Raw genomic sequence first — 23,214 nt, forward strand, 5'->3', positions numbered from 1 at the left:
CAATGTAACACTACATTCCATAGATCCTTTAAGTGAAAAGTATTATGACGTAAATTGAAGTGAAATAAAAAATCCTAATAAAGATATAATATTGATATAAAGAGCCTTATGTAAGAGCAATGCACTACAGCGAGGCCTGAAGGGGGGCTAGTCCTTCAGAGAGGAGAAGATCAAGAGGCACTAAAGAGTTGTCTTAATATACGATCTGATGAGGAATTAAGCTAATTAGAGAATAAGTTTCATATTTGTTTGAGTTACTAGAGAGTTACGAATATATCTTTGTTTCTTCAAAATTAATTAGGTGGGAAGCCATTTTGAAATTGTTGTCTGATGTATTTAATGATATTTATAAGGTCGATCCCGATGGTATTATAAGGTTTAAGGTTTTCTTGGCTGGTAAGTGGGTTGAAAGTGATAAATGGTTTAATGTGAAATCGCCCATTGATTTAAGTGTCATATCTAGGGTTTCAATACCAGTAACAACTGATATAGATGAGTCTCTTGAAATTCTTTATAAGTATGGTAGATGGGATATAAGAAATATGCCTGGTTATAAAAGGTTAGATGCTCTTTACAAAACAGCAGAGCTTCTTGAAAAATATTCAGAGGATTTTGTTAACGCATTAATAATTAATGCTGGGAAGACTGTCCAGAGCGCCAAGGCGGAAGTTGCTGCATCTATAGATAGATTAAAGCATTCGAACCTCGATCTGAGAAAAATTGCAGGTGATTATATACCTGGTGATTGGATTGATGAGACTATTGAAACAGAAGGAATCGTTAGAAGAGAACCTGTTGGCGTAGTTTTAGCGATAACACCTTTTAATTATCCTCTCTTTGATACTGTTAATAAACTTTCTTACTCAATATTAGTGGGTAATGCTTTTGTTGTCAAACCCGCTTCGGCTGATCCAATACCAACAATTCTTTTATTTAGAATTTTAGAGTTAGCTGGAGTTCCTAAAAGATCATTAGCACTTTTTACGATCCCTGGAAGCGAGATGGATAGAATTGTTTCAGATGCGAGAATATCAGCAATAAGCCTCACAGGTAGTTCAGAAACAGGTACAAGAGTATTAAAATCAGCCGGAATCAAACAATTTATAATGGAGTTAGGTGGTGGAGACGCAGCTATTGTGCTTTCGGATGCGGACCTTAAATGGACATCCCAAAGGGTTGCCAGAGGAGTGTACAGTTATACCGGACAAAGATGTGATGCTATAAAAATTATCCTAGTTGAAAACTCAGTCTATGAAGAACTCAAACAGTTACTCGCTGATGAACTTAAAAACGTTAAAGTAGGAGATCCTAGAGAAAACGTCGACATGGGACCTTTAATAGACGTTGAGACAGCTGACGAAATGATGAAAGCAATTGACGATGCTGTTTTAAAAGGTGGCAAAGTATTAGCGGGCGGTAAAAGATTGGGACCTACATACGTTGAACCAACGCTCATAGAAGTTCCCAGAGATAAAGTTGAGGATATGATGCTCTTTAAAAAAGAAATTTTTGCTCCAATAGCATTAATAACTAGTGTAAAAAACTTTAAAGAAGCGGCAGAGCTAAGTAATAAAAGGCTCTATGGACTTGATGCGTCAATATTCGGAAAAGATATAGTAAAGATAAGGTACCTAATCAGACATCTTGAAGTAGGAGCAATATACATCAACGATTACCCCAGACATGGTATAGGATATTACCCATTCGGTGGACGAAAAATTTCTGGAATAGGAAGAGAAGGAATAGGCTACTCAATAGAATACACAACAGCCTACAAAACAATAGTTTACAATTATAAAGGAAAGGGAATCTGGGAATATCTGTAAAATGCTTTCATGGATTATCCATAATCCCTTAATAGAGCTATAAATATTTAGACATCAGATATCCTCCCAACTTTAATCGTAGAACAATACTTAATATGCTAAATCTTATATTTAACCGTGAACATTCACTCTAAAGTAAATAGGTTTTTCAGTATTCCATCAACATAACATTGCTTTCTGCACAAGAAGCAAAAGTTTCTTTAAATTACTAAATTATAAGAGACATTTAAGTGTTTTTGTGTTTTATAAATTTATAAAATTGTCTTAGAGCTTTTATTTGTTCTTGCATGCTAATACTTCCTGGACGTTTATTTCTTACGTAATTTATGGCTTCTTCATCGCTCATGCCCTGTGAAATTAGGTAACAAGCTACTATAGTTCCTGTTCGTCCTAGTCCGCCTTTACAATGAACTAGGACTGGCATCTTTTCTTTTATTTTTTCATTGATCCATTTTACTGCTTGTATACATGTCTCTAGAGTCGGTGCTGTGAAATCAGGAATTGGTATTGTAACAAATTCAAGACGTCTCTTTTCTAATTCTTTCAAATAATTACTCATACCGCCCAAGTGTGTTGCTTCATTTGGTTCGATCAAAATCATGACTGCTCTTATGCCCATCTCTACCCATTTATCAAGATCATCAATGTTTTCAGGTATACTACCTGCAGCCAATTTCTTATCGACAATCCATGAGATGCTCATCATAATATTCCATAAATTCTTTTAAAAAACTGAGTATTAAACTTAATAGAATCTATGATTAATTATTTTCTAATGTCAAATTTTAGTTATTTCGGAAGAGAAAATTTTGATGCTATTATCAATAGTTTCGATAGTATCATGATTTTTGTCAGATTACATACTCTTTATACAAAGATTGTTCTTTCTGATGTAATATTTAAAATGATTTTCGAAATAAAAAATTAAAGAAATAATATTATATATTTAATAATTTTTAATCATTTTTAGATCTGCAATTCTTTTTATTCTTCGTTTTGTTGCATCTTCGCATGAACGTTTTTCGTCTTCAGTCTGTGGTTGATATCTAGGTAGGGCTGATGGGTTTCCATGTTCATCGAGGTGGACAAATGTCATGTAAGCTGTACCTACATGTCTGATGTAGTTATGAATTATTGATTCAGTTAGTATTTTTACTTTAATTTCCATAGAAGTATTCCAGACACAGGTGACACCGGCTTCTAATGTAAGCACATCACCAATTCTTATTGGTGAATAGAATTCCATGTTATCAAGGGAACCAGTTACAACAATACCTTTAGCGAATTTTGTAGCCAAAATGCCTGCAATTTCATCAATATACATAAAAAGTTTCCCTACGAACATTATGTTGCCTTGTAATGCGTCTTCAGGCATGACAGCGCGTATCGATTTTAGTTTCCATGTTAAATTACCTATATCACTGATGTTTAACGCTTGTTCTTTTCTCTTTAGAATTCTTGGTATTCTAGCATTTCTTCTTGCAATTGCTTTTTCGTAAATTTCATGTTCGTCATCAGATGGTTCTAATGAAACTGGTACCGGACGTGGTTTTCCTTCAGGATCTACAGATACAAACGCCATGTAAGCCTTTGTGGCGGACATGCGCGTTCCTTTTATATGATCTTCAACGTCAACATCAACACTGACCTCCATTGAACTTCTTCCAATGTATTCTACACGTCCAGTAATAATAACTGTATGACCCACCTTAACAGGGTTTAAGAAATATATGCTGTCCATTGAAGCTAACACTGTGAATCCCTTCGCAACTTTTGATGCTGTTAATGTTCCGGCCATTGTTATCCAATGCATCATTCTACCACCATAAAGATTACCAAGTGGATTAGCATATTCTGGAAATACGTATTGTGTTACAATGACCTCTGTTTCCTTAATCCTAACCATACCTCACCATAAAAGAAACGAAAAAAGATATAATTTAATTTACCGAAAAATCTGTTCAAAAACTTATAATCCGGTGTTAGCTGCTTTAAAGTATTCTGTTTTATTGATTTTTATGCAACAAGTTTGTGTAAAAATGTGATTCATAATTTTTTAAACATTGTTGTAAAAATATCTAGCAATGTTTCTCTGTTTAAATCTTTCCATATGTTTGAAAAGAATGTCACTGAGAATGATAATGTATGTTGACGATTATAATTTTTCTCTCTGGTAATATTGAGGAGAGGCCATATCATTGAATCAATGTGAAGAGGAGGAATTTGTGATGTGTGAGCTACAATATTCCATGCTTCTTGCGCATTTTTATAGTTTCTCATGATGATTTCTGCAATTTCATTTAATGGTTTTTTCGTGTATTTAGTATCAACTATATTAGTAATATAACTCATTATTGCAATTCTAAGATCGATAGGTATTGGTATGTCCATTGGAAGAGGATTAACTACTCCAGTAGATGCTCTGAAACTATAATATAACATTTTGATAGAAAAAACTATGGTTTTTAAATTAGCATCGGTATTCATGTTCGTGGCTAGATGAAATCTTAACGTATTTAGATTATTAACATAGTAGTTGAAGTTCTCTTTTAATTCCATTAAAAATCCGGAATCTCTTAAAATCTTAAGACGTTGATACTTTTTTTCTATGAGAAGTTTATTTCCATTAGAATTCCTCATAAAGTCAAGCATAACCTCTGGTAACGAGTACAGATCCTTTGGTGGATTGTGAACAAAATATTTTGCAAATTCCATCCAGTAATCTTCACCTTTTGATGAAAGTTTATAACTAACGAGAGCATTTGCTAACGATAAAATACCAGCGAGCTCTACATTACCTATTTTTGATAACAATTTCATAGCTACAAACTGTGGATCATGCTCCTCTAACATTAAAATACGTTTTAATCCAATCGATCTAAGTTTTTTACCTAATTCAATAGCATTCTCACTATTAATTCTCACCGACATACGTAATTATTACACAAGAATTGCTAATATTTTTTAATGATCTATTACGAAACTCATCATTCCAAAATCATCTACTGTAGAACTCGATAAAAACCTTTAAAATATTGTCAAAAGTTATGAAGTATTGCTATTTTTCATTCAAGTGAGTTACTCCACGATTGAAGTAAGATGTTCCCAGTGCTCACTGAGACCTTGCATCCATCGCTTCATTCGTTGGTTTTAGGAGTATACTATTTCCTCATACCACAAAGCTAATTACCTTAGAGACTATATGCATATGAATTTGAACCTCTATTTTCCCTATGAAAAATTTCTTATTCTTTTGAAGTTTGACATATTTAAAGTTAACAATTCATCCTAGAACCAAAGTTCTAAAAATTCTAGGCCTTCATTTATTATAATAATTATGTCGAAAATTCTAAATTCAATTCGTATAAATAATGAGAGAACCACTAAAACAACACAAGATTTATATTTAGGTTCAGCCTAACTTAGGTTGAGCCTAACATGATAGCAATCTCACAAAGAGAAGCCGTTTACTTGAGGATAATTGGGGATCTCACAGAATTAGGTACAAAACCTACAACTAGTGGCGAAATAGCAAAAGCGCTTGGTATAAAAGCACCTTCTGTAATTGATATGATAAAGCGATTTTCTGAAATTGGACTTGTAAAGTACACACCATGGAAAGGTATACGATTAACCGAACAGGGAATACATGAAGTAAGAATGTTAATAAGAAGTCATAGAATTCTTGAGACGTATCTTTATAACGTGTTAGGTATTAATGTAGAAGATGCTTGTGAGGAAGTTTCTGATTTTGATTCTTATGTATCACATAATATTATAAACAACATGTGCTCACGTCTAGGGCATCCTAAAAAATGTCCTCATGGATTAGAGATACCGGCTGCCCCAGAATGTTGTGGAGGTGTTTAAATTGAAGAAAACTGTTATCATAATCATTATTACAATGTTAATGGTCACTATATTCAACTCGCCGGTATTTGCTTCTTCACAGCATGTTAAGGTTGCTGTATCATTAGGAGTTTTCGTTCCAATAGTGAAAGATATCGGAGGAACGTATGCTGAAGTTTTTTCTATAGTTCCTCCTGGTGTAGAACCTCACGAGTTTATATTAACTCCTGGAGTTATTAATGAAGCATCACTTGCAGATTTGATCATAATAGATGGACACATCGAGTGGGAAAATAAACTATTAGATGCCGTTTCTCAGGCAAAGGATAGACCTATCAATAATTTTTCGCTGAATCTTATCAATTATTCTTCGAATATGACAATACTTGACATGCCAAGCGGATCTGGATTATACGGTAAAAACTATCATGGTTACTGGCTTTTACCTGATAATATGAAAGTTATTGCTAGATTAATATATGAAAGATTATCGAGCATTGATCCTGCCCATTCAAGTTATTATAACTCAAATCTTCAAATGTTTCTTGACAGAGTCTCATTTTTAGAAAATATGTTATCAAAGGTTAGGAGCCTGCTTAATGGTAAACCTGTTGTTCTCGGATTTTTAGAGGAAGATTATATCGCATATAGTATGGGACTTAAGGTTATAACAGTGTTATCTGCTAGCGAAAGCCCAACTGCGAATCCTAACGCGCTAAGTTTAGCATATAATATGTTAAAAAGTGAAAAAGGCATTATAATGGTTTCAGATGTTGCAGCTGAGATGCCGTTGTACAACTCTGCTGTTCAATTATCTAAGCAAACTGGAGCTCCGTTAGTAACAGTTGATACTACGGTCAATATAGATTATGTATCAGCGATGATGTATAATATAGGAAAAGTTGAAGGTGCAATCAGCATAGAAAACATCGTGCCAACTTCACAAGTTCAAATTGTGGATCCTATGTTAATTTTTTCGGTAGGTCTTGTTGGCGTAATTATAGTGGAATCTGTGTATATCTTTAGACTTAGGAGGTTATTAAAATGAGTATTATTGATGTAAAAAATTTAACAGCTAGTTATAATGGAGAACCAGCAATATTAGATATTAGTTTTCAGTTGAACGATCCTTCAATAACTGTAATATTAGGTCCTAATGGCGCTGGCAAGACTACATTACTTAAGGCTTTAATAGGTATTATTAAGCCTGATCATGGGATTATTAGAGTTCTTGGTTTTGATCCTGTAAATGATTCATTTAGGCTACGTCGATTTATAGGTTATGTTCCTCAGCGTGATAAAATTGTAAGAAATCTACCTCTTAAGGTTAGAGATGTCATTCTTATGGGTCTTTTGACTAAACGACAATGGCCTCGTATACCATCAAAAAGTGATGTAGATAAGATGTATAAAATGTTAGAATTGTTGGATTTAAATGACTCTGTTGATAAGACATTTGGAGAGTTAAGTGGAGGTCAGCAGCAAAAAGTCCTGCTTGCTAGGGCGTTAATCTCAGAACCTAAAATCCTATTTTTAGATGAACCATTTAACGGTGTTGACATGAAAAGTCAAGCGTATATAATAGAAAAAATAAAGTCGTTACGATACACTAACAAGATTACCATTTTGATAGTGACCCATGATATAAATCCTTTAATAGATATTGCAGAAAACTTAATAATTCTAAATAAGAGCGTAATAGCTATTGGAAAACCGCTTGAGATATTAACTGAACAAACATTGTCTAAGGCGTATGGTGGTGGTAAAGTAATAATAATACAAGATAGATGTTATACTATAACCGGTGATGTACATTCAAGGTGATCGATATGATTAATCTAACAAGTCCCTTTATAATAAATGCTATAATTGGGATCATTTTGGGAAGTTTTGCAGCCCTTATAGCTGGAACTATTTCCATGTTAAGAGGTGTCCATTATCTTTCTGCAGAGGTCACTCATGCTGCTCTTGGTGGAGCAGCAATAGGTGCATTAATTTATGAGATTACTCACGTTGATTTAATATTTTTTATTGCTGCTTTACTTTTTAGCGTGCTAACATCCGTGTTTACTGGTTATATAACTAGAAAAGGTGGTATTGAGATCTCTGGATTGGCCATAGGATTAGCGCTCGCTTTTAGTTTATCTATATATGCTATAGTAATAGGTTTAATTCCGGCTGAGTTACAAATTAAGGTTAACAGTTATCTAATTTCTGACATTTTACTTCTCACAAACGTAGATCTAATATACATGGCAATAACAGTAGTAACTGGTTTATTAATTGTCCTCTTTTTTTACAATGAAGTTATTTACACATGCTTTGATTTAGAGGGCGCAGAGGCCTTAGGATTGAGGACAAAAGTTTACGATTACGTTATATTTGCTTTAGTAGGCATGACTGGAGTTGTAATTGCAAAAGCTGTAGGTGCATTATTAGTATTCGCTTTAGCAATAGTACCTGCAGCAACAGCGAAGGAATTATCAGATAGTATACCTAAGCTTTTCTTTTACACCCTTATAATAGCATTAGCATCCGGATTTTCTGGATTATTTCTTTCAGTCTTGATAAACTTTCCAACAAGCGGTATGATAGCAATGGTTGCATCACTAATATACTTAATAGTAATAATAGTTCGGAGACTAATTAACAAATAAATATTTTTAACTTTGATGGTGGGAAGTCCTCATCCGTAGGGGTGGGGATGAAGGCCGATAAGCTTATATTTTTTCTCGTTGTATTTATCGTTGTCTGCTTGGTTGGCAGACCTAGTAGGCATGGGACAGGCCGAAAGAGACGCCTGCTGAGGGCAAGACCTCCATAACCCACCTTCCACACGGGATTCCCGAAACGGTCTCACTTGCCGAGACCTCCGCTGTGGGTGAGTGGAGATCGAGTCTGTCCGTGGAAGCAGGAAGCCACCTGCGAAAGCTGGTGGTAGTTCACTATAAATCCTTTATACCTGTCTCCACAGAGACAAGGTTAACAGGTTAGTGATAGAGTCTTTGCTTCTAACTGGTCTATTGCTCATTGTCCTCTTAGGCTCTTACCTCATTTTATTTTATCTTGGAGGCAAAAATTTCCTGACCTTAACAGTGAAGAGTGTCAACTAATGCTAATAATCTTTAAATGATTCAAGAAAATTTGAATATGTGGTGTAACAATGAAGTTTATATCAATAGCTTTGGTTGTGTTAATATTCATGTATTCTATTACGATAGGTGTTCATGCTGTTTTAGCACAAGAACTGCATGAACAATATTCAGAAACGCTTCATATATATCAGATTTACAGTAAAACAATAGTCATGGGCATCTTTAGCGGTGATCGTGTAAAACAATTACTTCCTGATGCGCTTGTCCAAGGTTTACAATATTTCTCTATTTCTGTTGCTAAGTATACACCAGATACTGCCAATGTTTACTGGTTAATTAATGATAACCCTGAAAAAGAGAGTACACACTATCTCTATTGGAGAGGTATACAAGTAAATGTAACGTATCAAACATCTAATTATGATCCCAGTAATTTAATTAACTGGCTTTGCGATAGATTCCAAACAGTTTTTCAGAGATTGAACTCAACTTCTAAATCATATGTATTCTACAGCGGTGGAAATCTTAATGTATTCTCCAAGTTGTTAATCGATAGCATCATGGATAAAAATGCACAAGGATTTTTCAATCTATTTGAAAATCGTACAATCGATTATGTCGAATACAGATTCTCTAACAGAGAAAGTAAGCTCATAGTAGTTACGGTTATTAACACGCCACAATCGATGATTCCACGTAATATAGGGTCAATCAGCGTGCTTAATTATACAAAAATATTGAATACCATGTTACAAACGTCACAATTCTCTGGTAATTCATCAATAACGTTTCATCTTTATGGATTGAGTGTAAACAGATCCGATATAAGTTATGCTCAAAATATTAATTGGATTTCTGGACCAAACAATCACTGGGTTACAACAGGATTCTATAAATTAATGCCGAATACAGTGATTCAAAAAATGAACATCTATGTGATGTTATTTAACCAACCGTTAATTTTTTATTTAATGCCAGATAAATCCCATTTACCAGATAATGAGACACTACAAGTTACTGTTAATGTTACTAATCCAAATCAAACAGTAATCAACAATGTAGCTGTCAATTTAATTATTCCTAGGGGTTTTATTGAATCACCGTCAATAACTGTTCACGTAGGGAACATGCAACCAAACTCAACAATATCTAAGAAAGTACTACTTCATTATGTACATTCAGAAGAAAGCATTCTGCGTATTAGGTCTATGTACAGTTATCATGATGGTGCTACCATAGTTCAGGGTTATGCTAACGATATGATAATATCGACAGAATTTGTGCGTTTTCCATCAATTGTATATTATGTGAGACCATTGACTACTACACCTCAGATAGATGGTAGTACTGCTGTCACGTATGAGGTAAATATACATAATATGGGAGATGGTGATGCAAAAGATGTAACACTTCATATGAGCACTTATTACATCAATCTAGGAGAGATAAACAAGAATGAATCAATTACTTATAAAATGAAGTATGATCCTAAAAATGTAACATTTTCACAGATAATACCATCTCACTCTGATGCGACACCACCAATATACATTACCTTTATTTACAATAATCTTTCATTCACGTTACTTAGTAATACAACTTTACCATCATTAGTAAGAGTATTTTCTAATTATCAAATATTTATAGGAACTCTTACGCCTCAATCAATCTTGTTCACGTCAACATATACAACGACATGGAATATTACTAACATGGGTGGCCTAAGAACTACTCCAATAATACTAAATAAAGCATGGTTAACTGAAATAGGACTCATTCATAATAAACCAGACAGTTTTAGTGAAATACCCGAATATCTAGTAGTAAACACGAGTGTTCCTTTTAATTATTCCATAACGATATCATTATCATTAACTGCTACACATAATGATACATTTATTTTACCTCCACTTCTTCAAAATATCTCTGGATTACCACCAATAATGATGGAACCAGCTATTTTTACTAATGCTATATACATCAGTAAGAATGTGAGTAAAACATCACTAAACATTGGCGATACACTGGATGTTCTGATAAAAGTTCAGAACTTAGGTAATAAACCAATATTTTCTATAACAATAAATGATACAATACCTCAAGGTTGGGAGTTAATAGGAGGAATACCAAAAAGTAATATAACAAAAATTGATCCTAATAGCACGTATATATTAAAATACTCAATAAGGGCATTAGATCCACAATCTCAAACATTACCTTCTCTTGAGGTTCGGTTCTCAATTAATAATTTTAACTTGAAATATTTATCAAAACAAACTATGATGTACGTTAGATTATTAGTAAATCTAAACATTGTTGCATGGAACGATGAACCTCTCAAAAGTGGATTTTTAATAATTAAAGACTCCATTAATAAAAATAATACTGAAATGCCTATTAGTAATGGAAAAGTTGTTTGGAATGGATATGTGGGTTATTTTAATGTTCAAGTGATTTATAGGAATATCACTGTTTATAACAAATCAATAAGCATAACTAATAGTAACTCTACTCTTACACTCAAAACTTCGGTATATCCGTTCATAATACGAACGGTTGATCTTTTGGATAATCCAATAAACTCCGAAATTTATATTTATTCGAATAAAACATTACTTGGAAAGAATAACAATGTGATTAGCATACTTTTGCCTTCAGGTTCTTATAACATTCTTGTTAAATCTAACGGAAAAATATTTTCAATGCCTCTTGATGTAGTGGGACCTGCTGGTGAAACGGTTAGCATTAGGTTTAATGTAATACAAGTTGGTAGTTTAAGCATTAAGGTACCGATCTTGATGCTGATAATTACTATATTATTCATAGCAGTTATAGTTTACGCATTAAGAGACATTACTTAATTATTAACAATGATTTTATTGGGTATGGATATTCGTTTCTTAAATTTTCTAATGCATTACCTATTGAGACTAGGGAATATATTCCTGCAATCTCTGCTCTGACCTCTCTGCAGATACTAACCAATGCTTTTATAGTGGAACCAGATCGTATTATATCATCCACTATTAAGACTTTATCACCTCGTCTTATAAGATTTTTTGGAACATAGATGTATGTATAAACACCAGAAACATAGGTTTGTTTAGCCTCAATAAAATTATCAATACCTAGTTCTTTTTTATTTTTTGCAACAATAACTGGAACACCTAGTTCATTACCAACGAGTGTTGCTAATGGTATACCATCGGTCTCTTTTGTGAGAACTTTGGTTACTCCAGTGTCGCTGAATTCGTCAGATATTAGTTTTGCAATGTATGAGAGAAGACGAGTATCAGATAAGAGAGGAGTGATCTGTATAATATTTTCTCTTTTAATAATTTTGCTCTCAGCTGCTTGTCTTAAATAAATGGATTTAAAAAGTTGAATAAACATTTTTGCTCGTTCTAGGCTAGGAAGAACATAACCATTAACATATCTACTTAAAACAGGCGGGGGTAATCCAGTTTCACGTGAAAGTTCATTATATTGATACATTGACTTAAGTAACCTAAGAATCTCAATGCTATACATTCTTGTTTTAATTTCTATCAATTTATCCATTTCAATCTCATATCAATCATAGCGTATCTAGATAATTAACTTTACTCTGAAAATTGATATACAACATGGTTTAAAATAAAATAAATAACAAAAAATTGATCATTAATTTTCTTTAGAAAAGTAAGACATAAATAATATTGATTTTTACATATGCTGTGGTGTATCTTTATGGAGTACAAAAAATTTCAAAAAATTAATGAAAAAATTTCTGCAATAGGTCTTGGCACATGGCAATATAGTGAAACGTGGGGAATGCTTGATTACAATACTGCTAAATCAATAATAGCTAGCGCAATAGAAAATGGTGTAAATTTAATTGATACAGCTGCAGTGTATGGAAAAGGTAAGAGTGAGGAATTTATCGGCAAGGCTCTTAAAGAATTAAACACACGAGATGATGTGTTCATCGCTACAAAAATTCCTGGCGATTTTCTTAATAAGGACGATGTGTTCAGGGCCGTTGATAAATGTTTATCTAGATTACAAGTTGATACAATAGATCTAATGCAGGTTCACTGGCCTCCTCTTTGGCATAATTTTCCAACATGTGGATACATGAAAGCATTAGAGAGGCTCATTGAGCTTGGAAAAATCAGATATATAGGTTTAAGTGATTTTCCTGTTGAACTTATAGAAGCAGCTAGAAACTGTTTATCAAGGCATGATGTAGCAAGTATTCAAGTACGTTATAATGCGATAGAACGCGCTGCTGAGATCAATCATATTCCTTATGCAGAAAGGAATGGAATGATGCTATTAGCATGGAGCCCATTAGCAAAGGGTGCTCTTACAGGAAAGTATACCATTAATGATATATCTAAATTAAATGATCTGAGAAGCTCAGATCCTATCTTCTCTCATGAGAATTTTAAGGAAGTTGAGAAACTTATTAGTTTACTAAAGAAAATTGGAGAAAAGTATAACAAAACTCCCTCTCAAGTAGCATTAAATTGGTTAATAATTGCAAGCACCGCTGTAGTTCCTATACCAGGTGCTAAAAGTGTACAACAACTTATAGAAAACATCGGATCGTCAGGATGGCACCTAAGTTATAACGAGTGGCGTGAAATAGATGAAGTTAGCAAAAATCTGAGAATTACTTACGTTACTTGGTAGTTATTCCACATTTTTTGGCAATCCTGTTATTAATACTCTCCCAGATGAGGTAATGAGATTCTTGCTCCTAATGATGACTTATAACTAAGTAGCTCACCGATGGTTATTCTGCCTATTCACACTTATTTAAACCATGAGTTTCTGCCAGATTTTTATTTCAATAAAATAGAAATATCTTATCTATGACTGAAGTTGGGAGATTCTTGTTCGAACATTTTTTGTTCATTGTTGTCAAGTTCAAGTTGTGCTAAACCAGCCCCTGAATGAAGCATATAGTCCATAGTTCGCTTGTCCGAACCTCCTCTCTAATTTCAGCTTACCTTATTCAGATTTTTGAATATCTTTTATAGCAATAGAAATAATTTTGAAAACAAAACCAGGTAAAACATTACTTGCTACAATAGTTATAGATTCAATATTCGTTAAAGGGTGAGGTTTTCAATTATAGTGAATGTCAGTAGAGATTGGCTAAAAAGTTTTCTTGATTTAAAAATGAAGTTTGTTATCAGTATTAAAATGGTAACATATCGTGAACTCCACCTTCTCTAATTCCTGCATCAGTGATTTTTATGAACATGGCATTATTTTGCAGCTCTTTTATATTCTTTGCACCTAAGTAGCTCATGCCAGATCTTAATCCACCAACTAGTTGTTTAAGTACCTCTGAGACTGTCCCCCTGTATTCCACTAAACCTTCGACACCCTCTGATACATAGGCCTCCACCTCTTCTTCTTCAAATATGCCCTCTCTTTCTAGTTTTGATAGGTATGCACCGTGTGATGCCATACCTCTAAATATTTTGTACTTCCTATTTTCACGTATTATTGTAACACCTGGACTCTCTTCAGTACCAGCCAAAAGATTTCCTATCATAACTGTTGATGCTCCTGCTGCTAATGCTTTTACAATGTCACCAGGCTTTCTTATGCCTCCATCTGATATTATGGGAACATCGTATTTAGATGCAACTTGAGCACATTCCATTATTGCACTTATTTGCGGTACTCCAACACCTGCAACTAATCTTGTTATACACGCACTTCCTGATCCTATCCCTACACGTATAGCATCAGCCTCGGCACTCACCAGAAGTTCAGCACCTTCAGCAGTAGCAACATTACCTGCTACAACATCTATGTCAAAGTTACTCTTTATTTTTTTGATTGCTTCAGTCACACTTTGCGTATAACCGTTTGCAACGTCTATTATGATGAAGTCTACCTCTGCATCAAGAAGTCTTTTTGTACGTTCTAAATAATCTTTTAAGCCAACAGCAGCTCCAACCATAAGACGACCTTTTTTATCTTTTGAAGCATAAGGAAACTTTTCCATACTAACTATATCACGCATAGTAATTAAACCTCTAAGTATATTTTTCTCGTCAACTAACGGTAACTTTTCTATCTTGTGACTTTTTAATATTTCCTTTGCCTCATCAATTGTAACATCAGGTCTTGCAGTCACAAGATGTTTCCTCGGTGTCATTACTTCAGATACTTTTTTAGAACTTTTCTCGAAGATTATATCCCTCGACGTAATAATACCGAGAAGATGATTACTTTCATCGACGACTAATAAACCACTAACCTTATACTTTTCCATCATTTTGCGTACGTCATCAATTGTATTGTCTGGACTTATAACGTAAGGTTTTTCTATTATTATTCCCTCAGATCTCTTCACCTTCAGAACTTCACGAACTTGATCTTCAATAGGCATGAATCTATGAATAACACCTATAGCTCCTTCTCTAGCCATTGCTATCGCTAAACGTGATTCTGTTACAGTGTCCATAGGACTGCTCACGATAGGTACATTAATTTTAATTCGCTTTGTAAGCCTTGAACTAATATCAACTTCACGTCGTGAACGTATCAATGATGATCTCGGTAATAATAATACATCGTCAAAAGTAAGCCCCTCACCTCTGATTACAACCACTTGCTATCACCAATATATAAATCCGCAGTCATAAATAAAAGTTACTACTCATTGCTGAATTATAACATAAAGTAAATTTCCATGCAGCCCTAATTTAATAGTTAAGAAATTTTTTAATATATAATATTAATATTTATTGTTAAAATTTATTTTATTATGATACTTTAATTGTATGTCATAGATCAAAGATTAAATTTTTTAAGAGGTGAAATATAGTATATCATGGTGATTAAAGTGACGCTTAAGAGAAGTGAAATAGAACTTAGACTTGCTAAACTAGAAAATTGGAAACTGAGGGGTAGAAGAATAGTACGAACTGTTAGGTTTAAAACGTTTTTAGATGCTATTAATTTCATAAATAGAGTAGCAATAATAGCAGAGCATAAAAACCACCATCCTGATTTGAGAATTTCCTACAATCGTGTGACTGTTTCATTGATTACTCATGATGTAAAAGGAATCACAGACCTTGATTTTCAGTTAGCAGAAATAATCAACAAAATAATAGACAATTTCAAAGGTAAGGTTTAAAAAACTGTTTTAGTTCAGGAATATTTTTTACATAATAATCGGCACCTGGTATACTTTGATTCACTGAAACTGTATAGCAACCAAGCATTTTTCCAGCCTCAACATCCCATTGCGTGTCACCAACAAAAATTGTTTTTTTAGCATCGGCATTTAATTCTCTAAGAGCTAGAGAAAGTTGATTAATTCTACGTAAATCATGCTCCCTAGTTATTATAACAGAGAAAAACTTCAGGACACCAAGCTTATATAACGCTAAAGTTGCCGGTTCCATCGCTTGCAACGTAACCAATCCAATTCTCACTCCGTTTAACTTTAACCATTTAAAAAAATCAATCAACACTTCATCGCGCATTACATCACTAGATGCACGCAATTCAACATTTTTTATGTAATCAAAAGCTTTTTTAATCAATTCATGATTGCCCTTAGCTGCAATAGGTATACTGGTAGCCAACGGTTTTAAAGGATGATCCGTATTTAATAATTTTCTTACAACACTCCTTAATGCCTCCCAATTTATATTAAGCTTCACTAAAGTCCCATCAAGATCAGTGACGAAATATTCAAACCTCACGACAATCTGTTACTCAATAGTCATAAAACCTTATAAAACTGTGTCCGTTGTGGGATTCATGGACTTTCGTCCCTTCCCCCTCAACCTCATTAGGGGCTTTCTGGGCAACGGGGCTTCCCTCATCCTGTGCTCCACCTCACCACATGTTGGGCATATGCCCATTCGGTGCTCCGCTCATCAAATACGGAATACACTAAACGTCTATAAAAATCTATCTATTCAGAGACTGCTGTACAACCCTAATACATAACTAAAATAACTCACTCCTTAATCTGACCTCCTCCCCGCCCTAAAGAGGCGAGGCTTTCAGGTTGTTGTAATTGCAGTATTGTGCTTTATATTCTTATTCCGAGGATCTCTAGTATGAATTTTAGTGAGACGTAGAGGAAGACTGCTCCAAAGATTGTTTTGATGAACCATGCTGGGACTTTTGGCACTAGTCGTGCACCTATCTGGGCTCCTATAGCTGTTCCAGTTCCAAGAGATAGTGCTGCAACTATATCTGTTACTCCTTGATATATCTTAAAGCTTCCAGAGATAACTGCCATGCTTATGAATGAAGTTAAAGATGTGCCCACCGCTATCTTTACAGGAGAACCTAGAAGATATATAAATGATGGGACTAGAGCGTATCCTCCTCCGAGACCTATTACCCCTGTTAACACGCCTATGAAGAAGCCAAGTAAAGATTTTGCTAGAGTTGTTCCAGGAATTATATTACCCACTTTCTCAGTAGTCTTTCTACGGAAAACGCCTTCATAGATCATTCTTATCGAGACATAAAGGAATGCTAAACCCAATATCAATTTCAGGAGCGGTAGTTGAGTGATGAGGTATTGGAAGATTACTGAGCCTACGATTGCTCCTATACCGCCTGAAACTGCTACTACTAGGGCTGTTTTATAATCAACATTCTTTATCTTAATGTGAGCTATGGATCCAGAGGAGGCTGTAATTATGACTGCTACAATCGTTGTCCCTATAGCGACTGGTAAACTATAGTTGTAAAGAAAGTAGAGTGCTGGAAGCATTATTACGCAACCACCCGTTCCTAGAAAACCACCGATAACACCAGCAACTAAACCAAAAAATATTAACGAAACTATGATTACGATATCCATGAGTATTTATCTTAGTACGAATTATTTAAATCTTACTTTTCACATCAAATATGAATCCAAATCTTGTTGCTGGAAGTTGATTAACGTTAATGGAGGTTTGGTAGGGTTTTCTGAAACTATACCTAATGTGTTCTCAACTAAATTTATTGCTCAGAGACTAAAGCATTGTATATGCTTATTTAGAAAACTACTAATGGATAAGTGTGTGTATCCGTCTACCAATGGTTAGACCATTCTCTATGTATTCTTCTAGATGTTCTCCTTGTTTGTAAGTACTTCATCTTGAATAAATTAATTTTTTATGTAAAGTTTTACTCTAGATTCTTTGCGATGACTTCTCTCCAAGATTTGTATAGAATTGGCTATGACTTGGATTCTCTAATCAGGGGAATAGTAGCTTCTAGTAGAGGGATGATTAAGACTGTGATAGTGGTTTCTAGAGACTTATATGTACTGACGTTAGAAGTAGGATGTAACATATCTTTAGATGACCTCACGTCTGCAAGTGCAGTTATTATAAGTGCTTTTTCGAATATTCTTAGAGAAGCGGGTTTGAGTAGTTCTGAGAAGATTAGAATCCAGCTAGACGATAAGAGATATCTAATCATACAATCCCACATAGATTACTTCCTAATCTGTATAGCTAAATCTAATGTAAGACTAGGGTTCATAGATCTAGTTCTAGAGGGTACTGTCAACCAGGTAATACGCATCCCTCTATCTTGGTTTCTATGAGTATGTTGTGTATTAGGGCTATGGCTGCTGCTATCTCTTCTAATCTCTTAACGATCTTAGAGTTTTATGTTGTTGTAGAATCTCCTAGTCCTATTAAGCTATCTAAACCATCTCTCAATCTTGTTTCTATTCCCGAACGTCTCATGGAGGTATTCTATTCCAAGCCTCTTTAAAGCTCCAGGGAAATTGAAATCTGGAAAAGAGTTCCAAAAGGCGAAAGAACAGGTTAAAGAGTACATAAAAGCGGAATGGATTAGCCCGGAGTACTATGGAAGATATTTCGGTGTCATAATTGATGGATTCCAGATTGCTTTTATCAGATTTAGGAAGAAAGAGTGGGAAGAAACTGCTGCTTTAGAAGTTAATGCCCAAACAATTTTAAGATTGCTGGAAGCGATAAGAGGTTTAAAGCGAAAACCTATAGAGGCTAAACTCCTGCTTGAGGACTTTGGACCTGAAAGTAACATAACTAAAAGCTCTATTTTAACTTTATATAAAACCCTAATCAAGTCAAAGTCGCCCAGAACCAGCATGCTTTTTGAGGATTGGAGGAGGGTTTTCTTGCAAGTTTGTGCTTATTCGAAGGAGAAATTGGAAGGACTGATAGATTATTACAGTGTGAGGGGAGATGGGAGAATTGATGTTGAAAAATTGATGTTTGCCATACATACTTATTACACCATCTTAATGAAACTTTTAACATCTGAAGTTGTAACTCTTTTTGCGGATAGCTTAGTTGGTTCTTACCTAAAACGGCTTGAAGAAGCTTACTTAAGAAATAAGTCAGATATGTTGATAGAACTAAAAGAGCTTGAAGAAGGGGAAATCTTCGCCCAGTTAGGAATAAAGAATTTCCTAGAAGCTAACTATTTCGCCTGGTATTTAGAAGAATGGGACGATTATATTGCGACTTCCATTTTCGAGGTAATCAAGAAGTTGCTGGATTATGAACCCGCTACGGTTGAATTATCACCTGAAAAAGTAAAAGACTTGTTCAAAAGGTTATATCAGAATTTAGTACTAAGGGATATTAAGCATAGATTAGGGGAGTACTAGTTTTTGTAAAATCTTCTAACTAAGAGTAGTGATCCTTCACTACCTTAACGTTCTTGGAACTTTAGGTAATAACACATGGTTACATTAATCTTTTATTATTTCTTAGTATGATTCATTTAGGTGGAATGGTTGTCGTTAAAAGATTACATCACTCTTACAAAACCAAGTCAAACATTCTTGTTGGTATTTACATCTATAATGGCTTATTATGCAGCGCCAGGAAACAAGAACTATCTAGTTGCATTATTATTAATAATATCAATGACATTAGCAGTGAGTGGTGTTACAGTAATAAACATGTATTTTGATAGGGATATCGACAGTATTATGCCAAGAACTAAAAGACGTCCAATACCCTCAGGAAAGGTCTCCCCCACAAACGCGCTCATATTTGGCATCATTTTATACTTATTAGGGCAGATACTTTCACTGGGCATAAATTCTTTAGTAGCACTCACAATTTTTTTAGGTTTCTTCTTCGACATACCAATCTACACATTACTCCTTAAAAGGCGGTCCACAACAAATATCATATTCGGTGGTATAGCAGGTAGTATGCCGGCCATGGGCGGTTGGGTCGCACAGATCAATGCAATTGATATGAGAGCATTGCTTATATCCCTGCTAGTCCTCCTTTGGATTCCAATGCATATTTGGTATATATCTACATATTACTTAGATGATTATAAACAAGCTAATATTCCAATGCTGCCAGTGGTTGTAGGACCACGCAAAGCTACAACGGGAATCATAATAAGCCTTCTTTTAATGGAATTGGACGTCATTATAATGTACATGCTAAGAATGGCTGGATTATTAACAGTTTTTGCATCAACAATGTTAATTGTTCTATCGATATATAAAACATTCATGTTCGCACAAAATCCAACCAAAATAGAGGCAAAGAAACTTTTCAAGTTTGCCAGTCCATATCTTGCAATAATATTTGCAATGATCGTAATAGAGAATAATTTATTATCAATAAAATTAGTCATGTTCATGTTTCCGTAATTTCATGCATGTTCCTTATTCTTGATTTTTAACTTTCTTCCCATACTTTAAAGTACGGAGATAACTAAATTAAAGTTAATGTTATAATGTTTGTTAGGTGGTGAAGCAATATGATGGAAGAAGTCATGATGGCTAAGGATTTGTTAATTAATGGAATGCTGAATGGTGAAGAATTAAAAATACCTGACTGGTTCAGAAAGCCTAATCGTGTAGCTTTCATTGGGATTGGCGGGTCTGCTATAGCTGGTGAGATAATTTCATGGATTTTAATAAACATTCATGGAATACTTTCTCAGGTCTTTAGAGGACCAGAAATTCCAACAAATTTCTTCACAGATGATACTTTAGTATTCATAATAAGCTACTCTGGTAATACATGGGAGACGCTTGCTGCTTTCAGAAGTCTAAAGGACATTAATTCAATGAAAATATCAATCACATCAAACGGAAAATTGGCAGAAATATCAAGCAGGTTTAACATTCCAGTAATACCTTTAACGCCTGAAATACAACCTAGATCAAGCCTTTACGAACAAGTTGCATCATTATTGATAGTACTGGATAAGCTTGGGATTCGTGTAAGAGCTTCACAAGAACTTGAGTATAGTAAGCATGCCATAGAACGTGTCTTAAACAGTGAGCAGGATAGGGCTTATGAGATTGCTTCTATGATTGCTAGAAAAAGTATTGTGATATATGGTTATCGTTCAATGAGTGTAGCGGCCATGCGATGGAAAACACAATTTAATGAAAACGCTAAGATGACGGCATGGTATGAAACTTTAACAGAGGCAAACCACAATTCATTAGTTAGCTGGGGTGAATCGGAAGATTTAAACAATTACAGCATCATATTACTTCGATCTCCAAGAGAAGAAAGCGAACCAATAAGGGAAACTTTAAACTGGTTCCAAGAATACCTTTCGAAAAGGCTTCATTTACTCACCTATGAAACATTTGAAGAATCGCTATTAGCTAGAATACTTTCAGCGTGCATGATGGGTGACGTAGTATCTGTTAAGGTTTCAGAAATAAAAAATATTGATGCGAAATCAGTAAGACCGATTAATGCGCTAAAAAATCACATGGAAAAATGGGGCATATACAATTATTTAGGGTTGGACAGCAGCTCACAAATAGATAGATTTTTATAGATGTTTAGTGTATTAAAGAATGCATGAACGTGCCCGATATGTGGTGGAAGGTTAGCATCGAATGGGCACGTCTAAACATGCTCAGGATGAGGGGAGCCCCGTTGACCCAGAAAGCCATCAATGAAACTTTTGCAGAGATGGAACAGACAGTTATAAAAAAATTAACTATCCAACAACGGTTCTAATTAACTCGATACTAGGTAATATCTAGGTCTTCGGATTAAAAATGCACCAGATACGATACCGCTAATAAGCCCTATTAGGTGTGCTACTATATTTACTCCGGGTATTATCGAACTAGCGAGAAAAACCCATAAAGCATAGACTAAAGCTGCTCCTAATCCTCCAACATTCCTGCTCAATATTACATATGCTCCAAGGAGCCCAAAAATAGCGCCTGAAGCCCCCCCAGATAGCACATTATAAGGTAAAAGAAAATATGTTGCAATATTGCCTGTAATACCAGACACAAAGTATATTATGAGAAATCGAGACTTACCATATGCATGCTCTATAATACTACCAAAATAATACAATGCAAACATATTAAATAACAAATGAAAAATCCCAAAATGAACAAACATGGAGGTTACTAACTGCCATACGAATCCCTCGCTCACTAATAAATTATTTTGGGCTAGCAGTATAAGAATTGTATAGTTAATACTTACAGGAATGAACACAATGACGTTTATTATAATCAGAATAAGCGTTATTGATTGCAGCCTTACTATAGACATTGTGATCTACCTTTATCGATGTTCACAAAATACTAAAGCCTTATATCTTTTAACAAATCACGAAAAGTTTTCTTAGGTGACTTTATCTCTATTCTTATAGGAGTTATTGATACGAATCTCTTCCTGAACACTGCATTAATATCGCTATCCTTTCCGTCAAAATCGCTGTAAATATCTGTTTTTGATCGAGCAGCAGAATAAGTTCCATCACCATTATCTACATATATATCACCATAAACATACCATGCAGGTTTTGTTATTTTAATGCCACGAGGATTCTCCGGAATATTTATTGAAATTAAATATGTACCACGAGGCATTCCCCTAGTAAGAATTCGCTCAGCAACCTGACGTGCAATCCTCATAGCAACACTAAAGTCATCTAACGTTAATGATAACTTTTTTCCCGGCTTAACACACAAAGAAATTGCGATAGCAGGAACACCATGTAACCCAGCCTCTAAAGCAGCACCTATCGTACCGGAAGTTAATATATCACTAACTCCAACGTTGCATCCCAAGTTTATTCCTGACACCACTAGATCTGGATCACGATGGAAGATCTTATACTTAAAAATAAAATATGAGTCAGCGGGCGTACCATTTATGGCATAAGCTATACTTCCATCATCTAATACAACCTGTTTGATCCTGAGGGAAAACATTTGTAAAGCTTTACTAATCCCACTTCTATTAATCTCAGGTGCAACAACATATAAAGTGCCTAAACCTTCTAAAGCCCTTTTAAGTGCAATTAGTCCGATCGAATTAATACCATCATCATTAGATATTAGTATATGTGCCATCGCTCATCACTTGCAGATAAATTATTAAGTTATGCCGCCTAAATAAATTTTAACTAAAAAATCCTGCAAAAACAAAGAAAGCATTAAACAGTTTTTC

General features: G+C 34.6%; 21 protein-coding genes and 1 pseudogene. 12 read left to right on the plus strand and 10 right to left on the minus strand.

What is annotated here, in order from left to right:
- Positions 1-311 precede the first annotated feature (311 nt).
- The gene (gene gapN / locus QW128_03875) at positions 312-1,826 is read left to right on the plus strand and encodes an NADP-dependent glyceraldehyde-3-phosphate dehydrogenase (protein ID MEM3832724.1); all 1,515 of its coding nucleotides are present in this window, start codon (positions 312-314) and stop codon (positions 1,824-1,826) included.
- Between the two features lie 226 nt (positions 1,827-2,052).
- On the opposite strand, the gene QW128_03880 is transcribed toward gapN, so the two are convergent.
- The 3 genes from QW128_03880 to QW128_03890 form a co-directional block, all read right to left on the minus strand.
- Entirely contained in the window at positions 2,053-2,529 is a 477-nt protein-coding gene (locus QW128_03880) for a dual specificity protein phosphatase family protein (GenBank protein ID MEM3832725.1), read from the minus strand.
- Between the two features lie 243 nt (positions 2,530-2,772).
- Positions 2,773-3,732, minus strand: a complete 960-nt coding sequence (locus QW128_03885) for an acyl-CoA thioesterase (GenBank protein MEM3832726.1) — start codon at positions 3,730-3,732, stop codon at positions 2,773-2,775.
- 140 nt (positions 3,733-3,872) lie between these two features.
- Positions 3,873-4,757: an N-glycosylase/DNA lyase gene (locus QW128_03890; GenBank protein MEM3832727.1), complete on the minus strand. Its 885-nt coding sequence runs from the start codon at positions 4,755-4,757 to the stop codon at positions 3,873-3,875.
- Between the two features lie 507 nt (positions 4,758-5,264).
- Between QW128_03890 and QW128_03895 the strand changes: the two genes are divergently transcribed.
- The 5 genes from QW128_03895 (at position 5,265) to QW128_03915 (ending at position 11,631) form a co-directional block, all read left to right on the plus strand.
- A complete protein-coding gene (locus QW128_03895; protein ID MEM3832728.1) occupies positions 5,265-5,696 on the plus strand; it encodes a metal-dependent transcriptional regulator in 432 nt (143 codons plus the stop codon).
- A 1-nt stretch (position 5,697) separates the two neighbouring features.
- Positions 5,698-6,723 (plus strand): zinc ABC transporter substrate-binding protein, encoded by a 1,026-nt coding sequence (locus QW128_03900; protein ID MEM3832729.1) that lies wholly within the window; start codon positions 5,698-5,700, stop codon positions 6,721-6,723.
- On the plus strand, positions 6,720-7,499 hold the full coding sequence (locus tag QW128_03905; protein MEM3832730.1) for a metal ABC transporter ATP-binding protein: 780 nt from the start codon (positions 6,720-6,722) through the stop codon (positions 7,497-7,499). Before QW128_03900 ends, QW128_03905 begins: the two co-directional genes overlap by 4 nt.
- A gap of 5 nt (positions 7,500-7,504) precedes the next feature.
- Complete coding sequence (locus QW128_03910; GenBank protein MEM3832731.1) at positions 7,505-8,332, plus strand: metal ABC transporter permease; 828 nt, start codon at positions 7,505-7,507, stop codon at positions 8,330-8,332.
- A gap of 506 nt (positions 8,333-8,838) precedes the next feature.
- Entirely contained in the window at positions 8,839-11,631 is a 2,793-nt protein-coding gene (locus tag QW128_03915) for a hypothetical protein (protein MEM3832732.1), read from the plus strand.
- On the opposite strand, the gene QW128_03920 is transcribed toward QW128_03915, so the two are convergent.
- Positions 11,624-12,331, minus strand: a complete 708-nt coding sequence (locus QW128_03920; GenBank protein MEM3832733.1) for a phosphoribosyltransferase family protein — start codon at positions 12,329-12,331, stop codon at positions 11,624-11,626. The two genes, QW128_03915 and QW128_03920, sit on opposite strands and share 8 nt — an antisense overlap.
- A gap of 168 nt (positions 12,332-12,499) precedes the next feature.
- Here QW128_03920 and QW128_03925 point away from each other — a divergent pair, with 168 nt between their 5' ends.
- Positions 12,500-13,447 (plus strand): aldo/keto reductase, encoded by a 948-nt coding sequence (locus QW128_03925; GenBank protein MEM3832734.1) that lies wholly within the window; start codon positions 12,500-12,502, stop codon positions 13,445-13,447.
- Between the two features lie 511 nt (positions 13,448-13,958).
- Here QW128_03925 and guaB read toward each other — a convergent pair.
- The gene (guaB, locus tag QW128_03930) at positions 13,959-15,389 is read right to left on the minus strand and encodes an IMP dehydrogenase (protein ID MEM3832735.1); all 1,431 of its coding nucleotides are present in this window, start codon (positions 15,387-15,389) and stop codon (positions 13,959-13,961) included.
- A gap of 222 nt (positions 15,390-15,611) precedes the next feature.
- On the opposite strand from guaB, the gene QW128_03935 reads away from it, so the two are divergent.
- Positions 15,612-15,920, plus strand: coding sequence for a 4a-hydroxytetrahydrobiopterin dehydratase (locus QW128_03935; protein MEM3832736.1), 309 nt, complete (start codon positions 15,612-15,614; stop codon positions 15,918-15,920).
- On the opposite strand, the gene QW128_03940 is transcribed toward QW128_03935, so the two are convergent.
- Positions 15,904-16,494 carry an HAD-IA family hydrolase gene (locus QW128_03940; protein ID MEM3832737.1) on the minus strand — a complete coding sequence of 197 codons (591 nt, stop codon included), beginning with the start codon at positions 16,492-16,494 and terminating at the stop codon, positions 15,904-15,906. The genes QW128_03935 and QW128_03940 overlap by 17 nt on opposite strands.
- A gap of 335 nt (positions 16,495-16,829) precedes the next feature.
- A complete protein-coding gene (locus QW128_03945) occupies positions 16,830-17,615 on the minus strand; it encodes a sulfite exporter TauE/SafE family protein (protein ID MEM3832738.1) in 786 nt (261 codons plus the stop codon).
- A 330-nt stretch (positions 17,616-17,945) separates the two neighbouring features.
- Between QW128_03945 and QW128_03950 the strand changes: the two genes are divergently transcribed.
- A complete protein-coding gene (locus QW128_03950) occupies positions 17,946-18,350 on the plus strand; it encodes a hypothetical protein (GenBank protein MEM3832739.1) in 405 nt (134 codons plus the stop codon).
- 101 nt (positions 18,351-18,451) lie between these two features.
- On the opposite strand, the pseudogene QW128_03955 reads toward QW128_03950, so the two are convergent.
- Positions 18,452-18,526 (minus strand): annotated as a pseudogene (locus QW128_03955) (IS6 family transposase).
- 10 nt (positions 18,527-18,536) lie between these two features.
- Here QW128_03955 and QW128_03960 point away from each other — a divergent pair.
- From QW128_03960 to QW128_03970, 3 genes are all read left to right on the plus strand, one after another.
- On the plus strand, positions 18,537-19,406 hold the full coding sequence (locus QW128_03960; GenBank protein MEM3832740.1) for a hypothetical protein: 870 nt from the start codon (positions 18,537-18,539) through the stop codon (positions 19,404-19,406).
- A gap of 129 nt (positions 19,407-19,535) precedes the next feature.
- Entirely contained in the window at positions 19,536-20,417 is an 882-nt protein-coding gene (gene cyoE, locus QW128_03965; protein ID MEM3832741.1) for a heme o synthase, read from the plus strand.
- A gap of 110 nt (positions 20,418-20,527) precedes the next feature.
- Positions 20,528-21,571, plus strand: a complete 1,044-nt coding sequence (locus tag QW128_03970; GenBank protein MEM3832742.1) for an SIS domain-containing protein — start codon at positions 20,528-20,530, stop codon at positions 21,569-21,571.
- A 185-nt stretch (positions 21,572-21,756) separates the two neighbouring features.
- Here the strand turns inward: QW128_03970 and QW128_03975 are convergent, their stop codons facing one another.
- On the minus strand, positions 21,757-22,311 hold the full coding sequence (locus tag QW128_03975) for a rhomboid family intramembrane serine protease (protein ID MEM3832743.1): 555 nt from the start codon (positions 22,309-22,311) through the stop codon (positions 21,757-21,759).
- 32 nt (positions 22,312-22,343) lie between these two features.
- Positions 22,344-23,117, minus strand: a complete 774-nt coding sequence (surE, locus tag QW128_03980; GenBank protein MEM3832744.1) for a 5'/3'-nucleotidase SurE — start codon at positions 23,115-23,117, stop codon at positions 22,344-22,346.
- Positions 23,118-23,214: the final 97 nt, after the last annotated feature.

It is taken from the genome of Thermoprotei archaeon, assembly GCA_038881895.1.
Classification (GTDB): domain Archaea; phylum Thermoproteota; class Thermoprotei; order Gearchaeales; family WAQG01; genus JAVZOV01.

What these genes read in the sequence shown, in the direction of transcription:
- QW128_03880 (MEM3832725.1), bottom strand. Translation starts at nt 2,529, where the DNA reads ATGAGCATCTCATGGATTGTCGATAAGAAATTGGCTGCAGGTAGTATA.
- QW128_03885 (MEM3832726.1), bottom strand. Translation starts at nt 3,732, where the DNA reads ATGGTTAGGATTAAGGAAACAGAGGTCATTGTAACACAATACGTATTT.
- QW128_03890 (MEM3832727.1), bottom strand. Translation starts at nt 4,757, where the DNA reads ATGTCGGTGAGAATTAATAGTGAGAATGCTATTGAATTAGGTAAAAAA.
- QW128_03895 (MEM3832728.1), top strand. Translation starts at nt 5,265, where the DNA reads ATGATAGCAATCTCACAAAGAGAAGCCGTTTACTTGAGGATAATTGGG.
- QW128_03905 (MEM3832730.1), top strand. Translation starts at nt 6,720, where the DNA reads ATGAGTATTATTGATGTAAAAAATTTAACAGCTAGTTATAATGGAGAA.
- QW128_03910 (MEM3832731.1), top strand. Translation starts at nt 7,505, where the DNA reads ATGATTAATCTAACAAGTCCCTTTATAATAAATGCTATAATTGGGATC.
- QW128_03915 (MEM3832732.1), top strand. Translation starts at nt 8,839, where the DNA reads ATGAAGTTTATATCAATAGCTTTGGTTGTGTTAATATTCATGTATTCT.
- QW128_03920 (MEM3832733.1), bottom strand. Translation starts at nt 12,331, where the DNA reads ATGGATAAATTGATAGAAATTAAAACAAGAATGTATAGCATTGAGATT.
- QW128_03925 (MEM3832734.1), top strand. Translation starts at nt 12,500, where the DNA reads ATGGAGTACAAAAAATTTCAAAAAATTAATGAAAAAATTTCTGCAATA.
- QW128_03935 (MEM3832736.1), top strand. Translation starts at nt 15,612, where the DNA reads ATGGTGATTAAAGTGACGCTTAAGAGAAGTGAAATAGAACTTAGACTT.
- QW128_03945 (MEM3832738.1), bottom strand. Translation starts at nt 17,615, where the DNA reads ATGGATATCGTAATCATAGTTTCGTTAATATTTTTTGGTTTAGTTGCT.
- QW128_03950 (MEM3832739.1), top strand. Translation starts at nt 17,946, where the DNA reads ATGACTTCTCTCCAAGATTTGTATAGAATTGGCTATGACTTGGATTCT.
- QW128_03970 (MEM3832742.1), top strand. Translation starts at nt 20,528, where the DNA reads ATGATGGAAGAAGTCATGATGGCTAAGGATTTGTTAATTAATGGAATG.
- QW128_03975 (MEM3832743.1), bottom strand. Translation starts at nt 22,311, where the DNA reads ATGTCTATAGTAAGGCTGCAATCAATAACGCTTATTCTGATTATAATA.
- surE (MEM3832744.1), bottom strand. Translation starts at nt 23,117, where the DNA reads ATGGCACATATACTAATATCTAATGATGATGGTATTAATTCGATCGGA.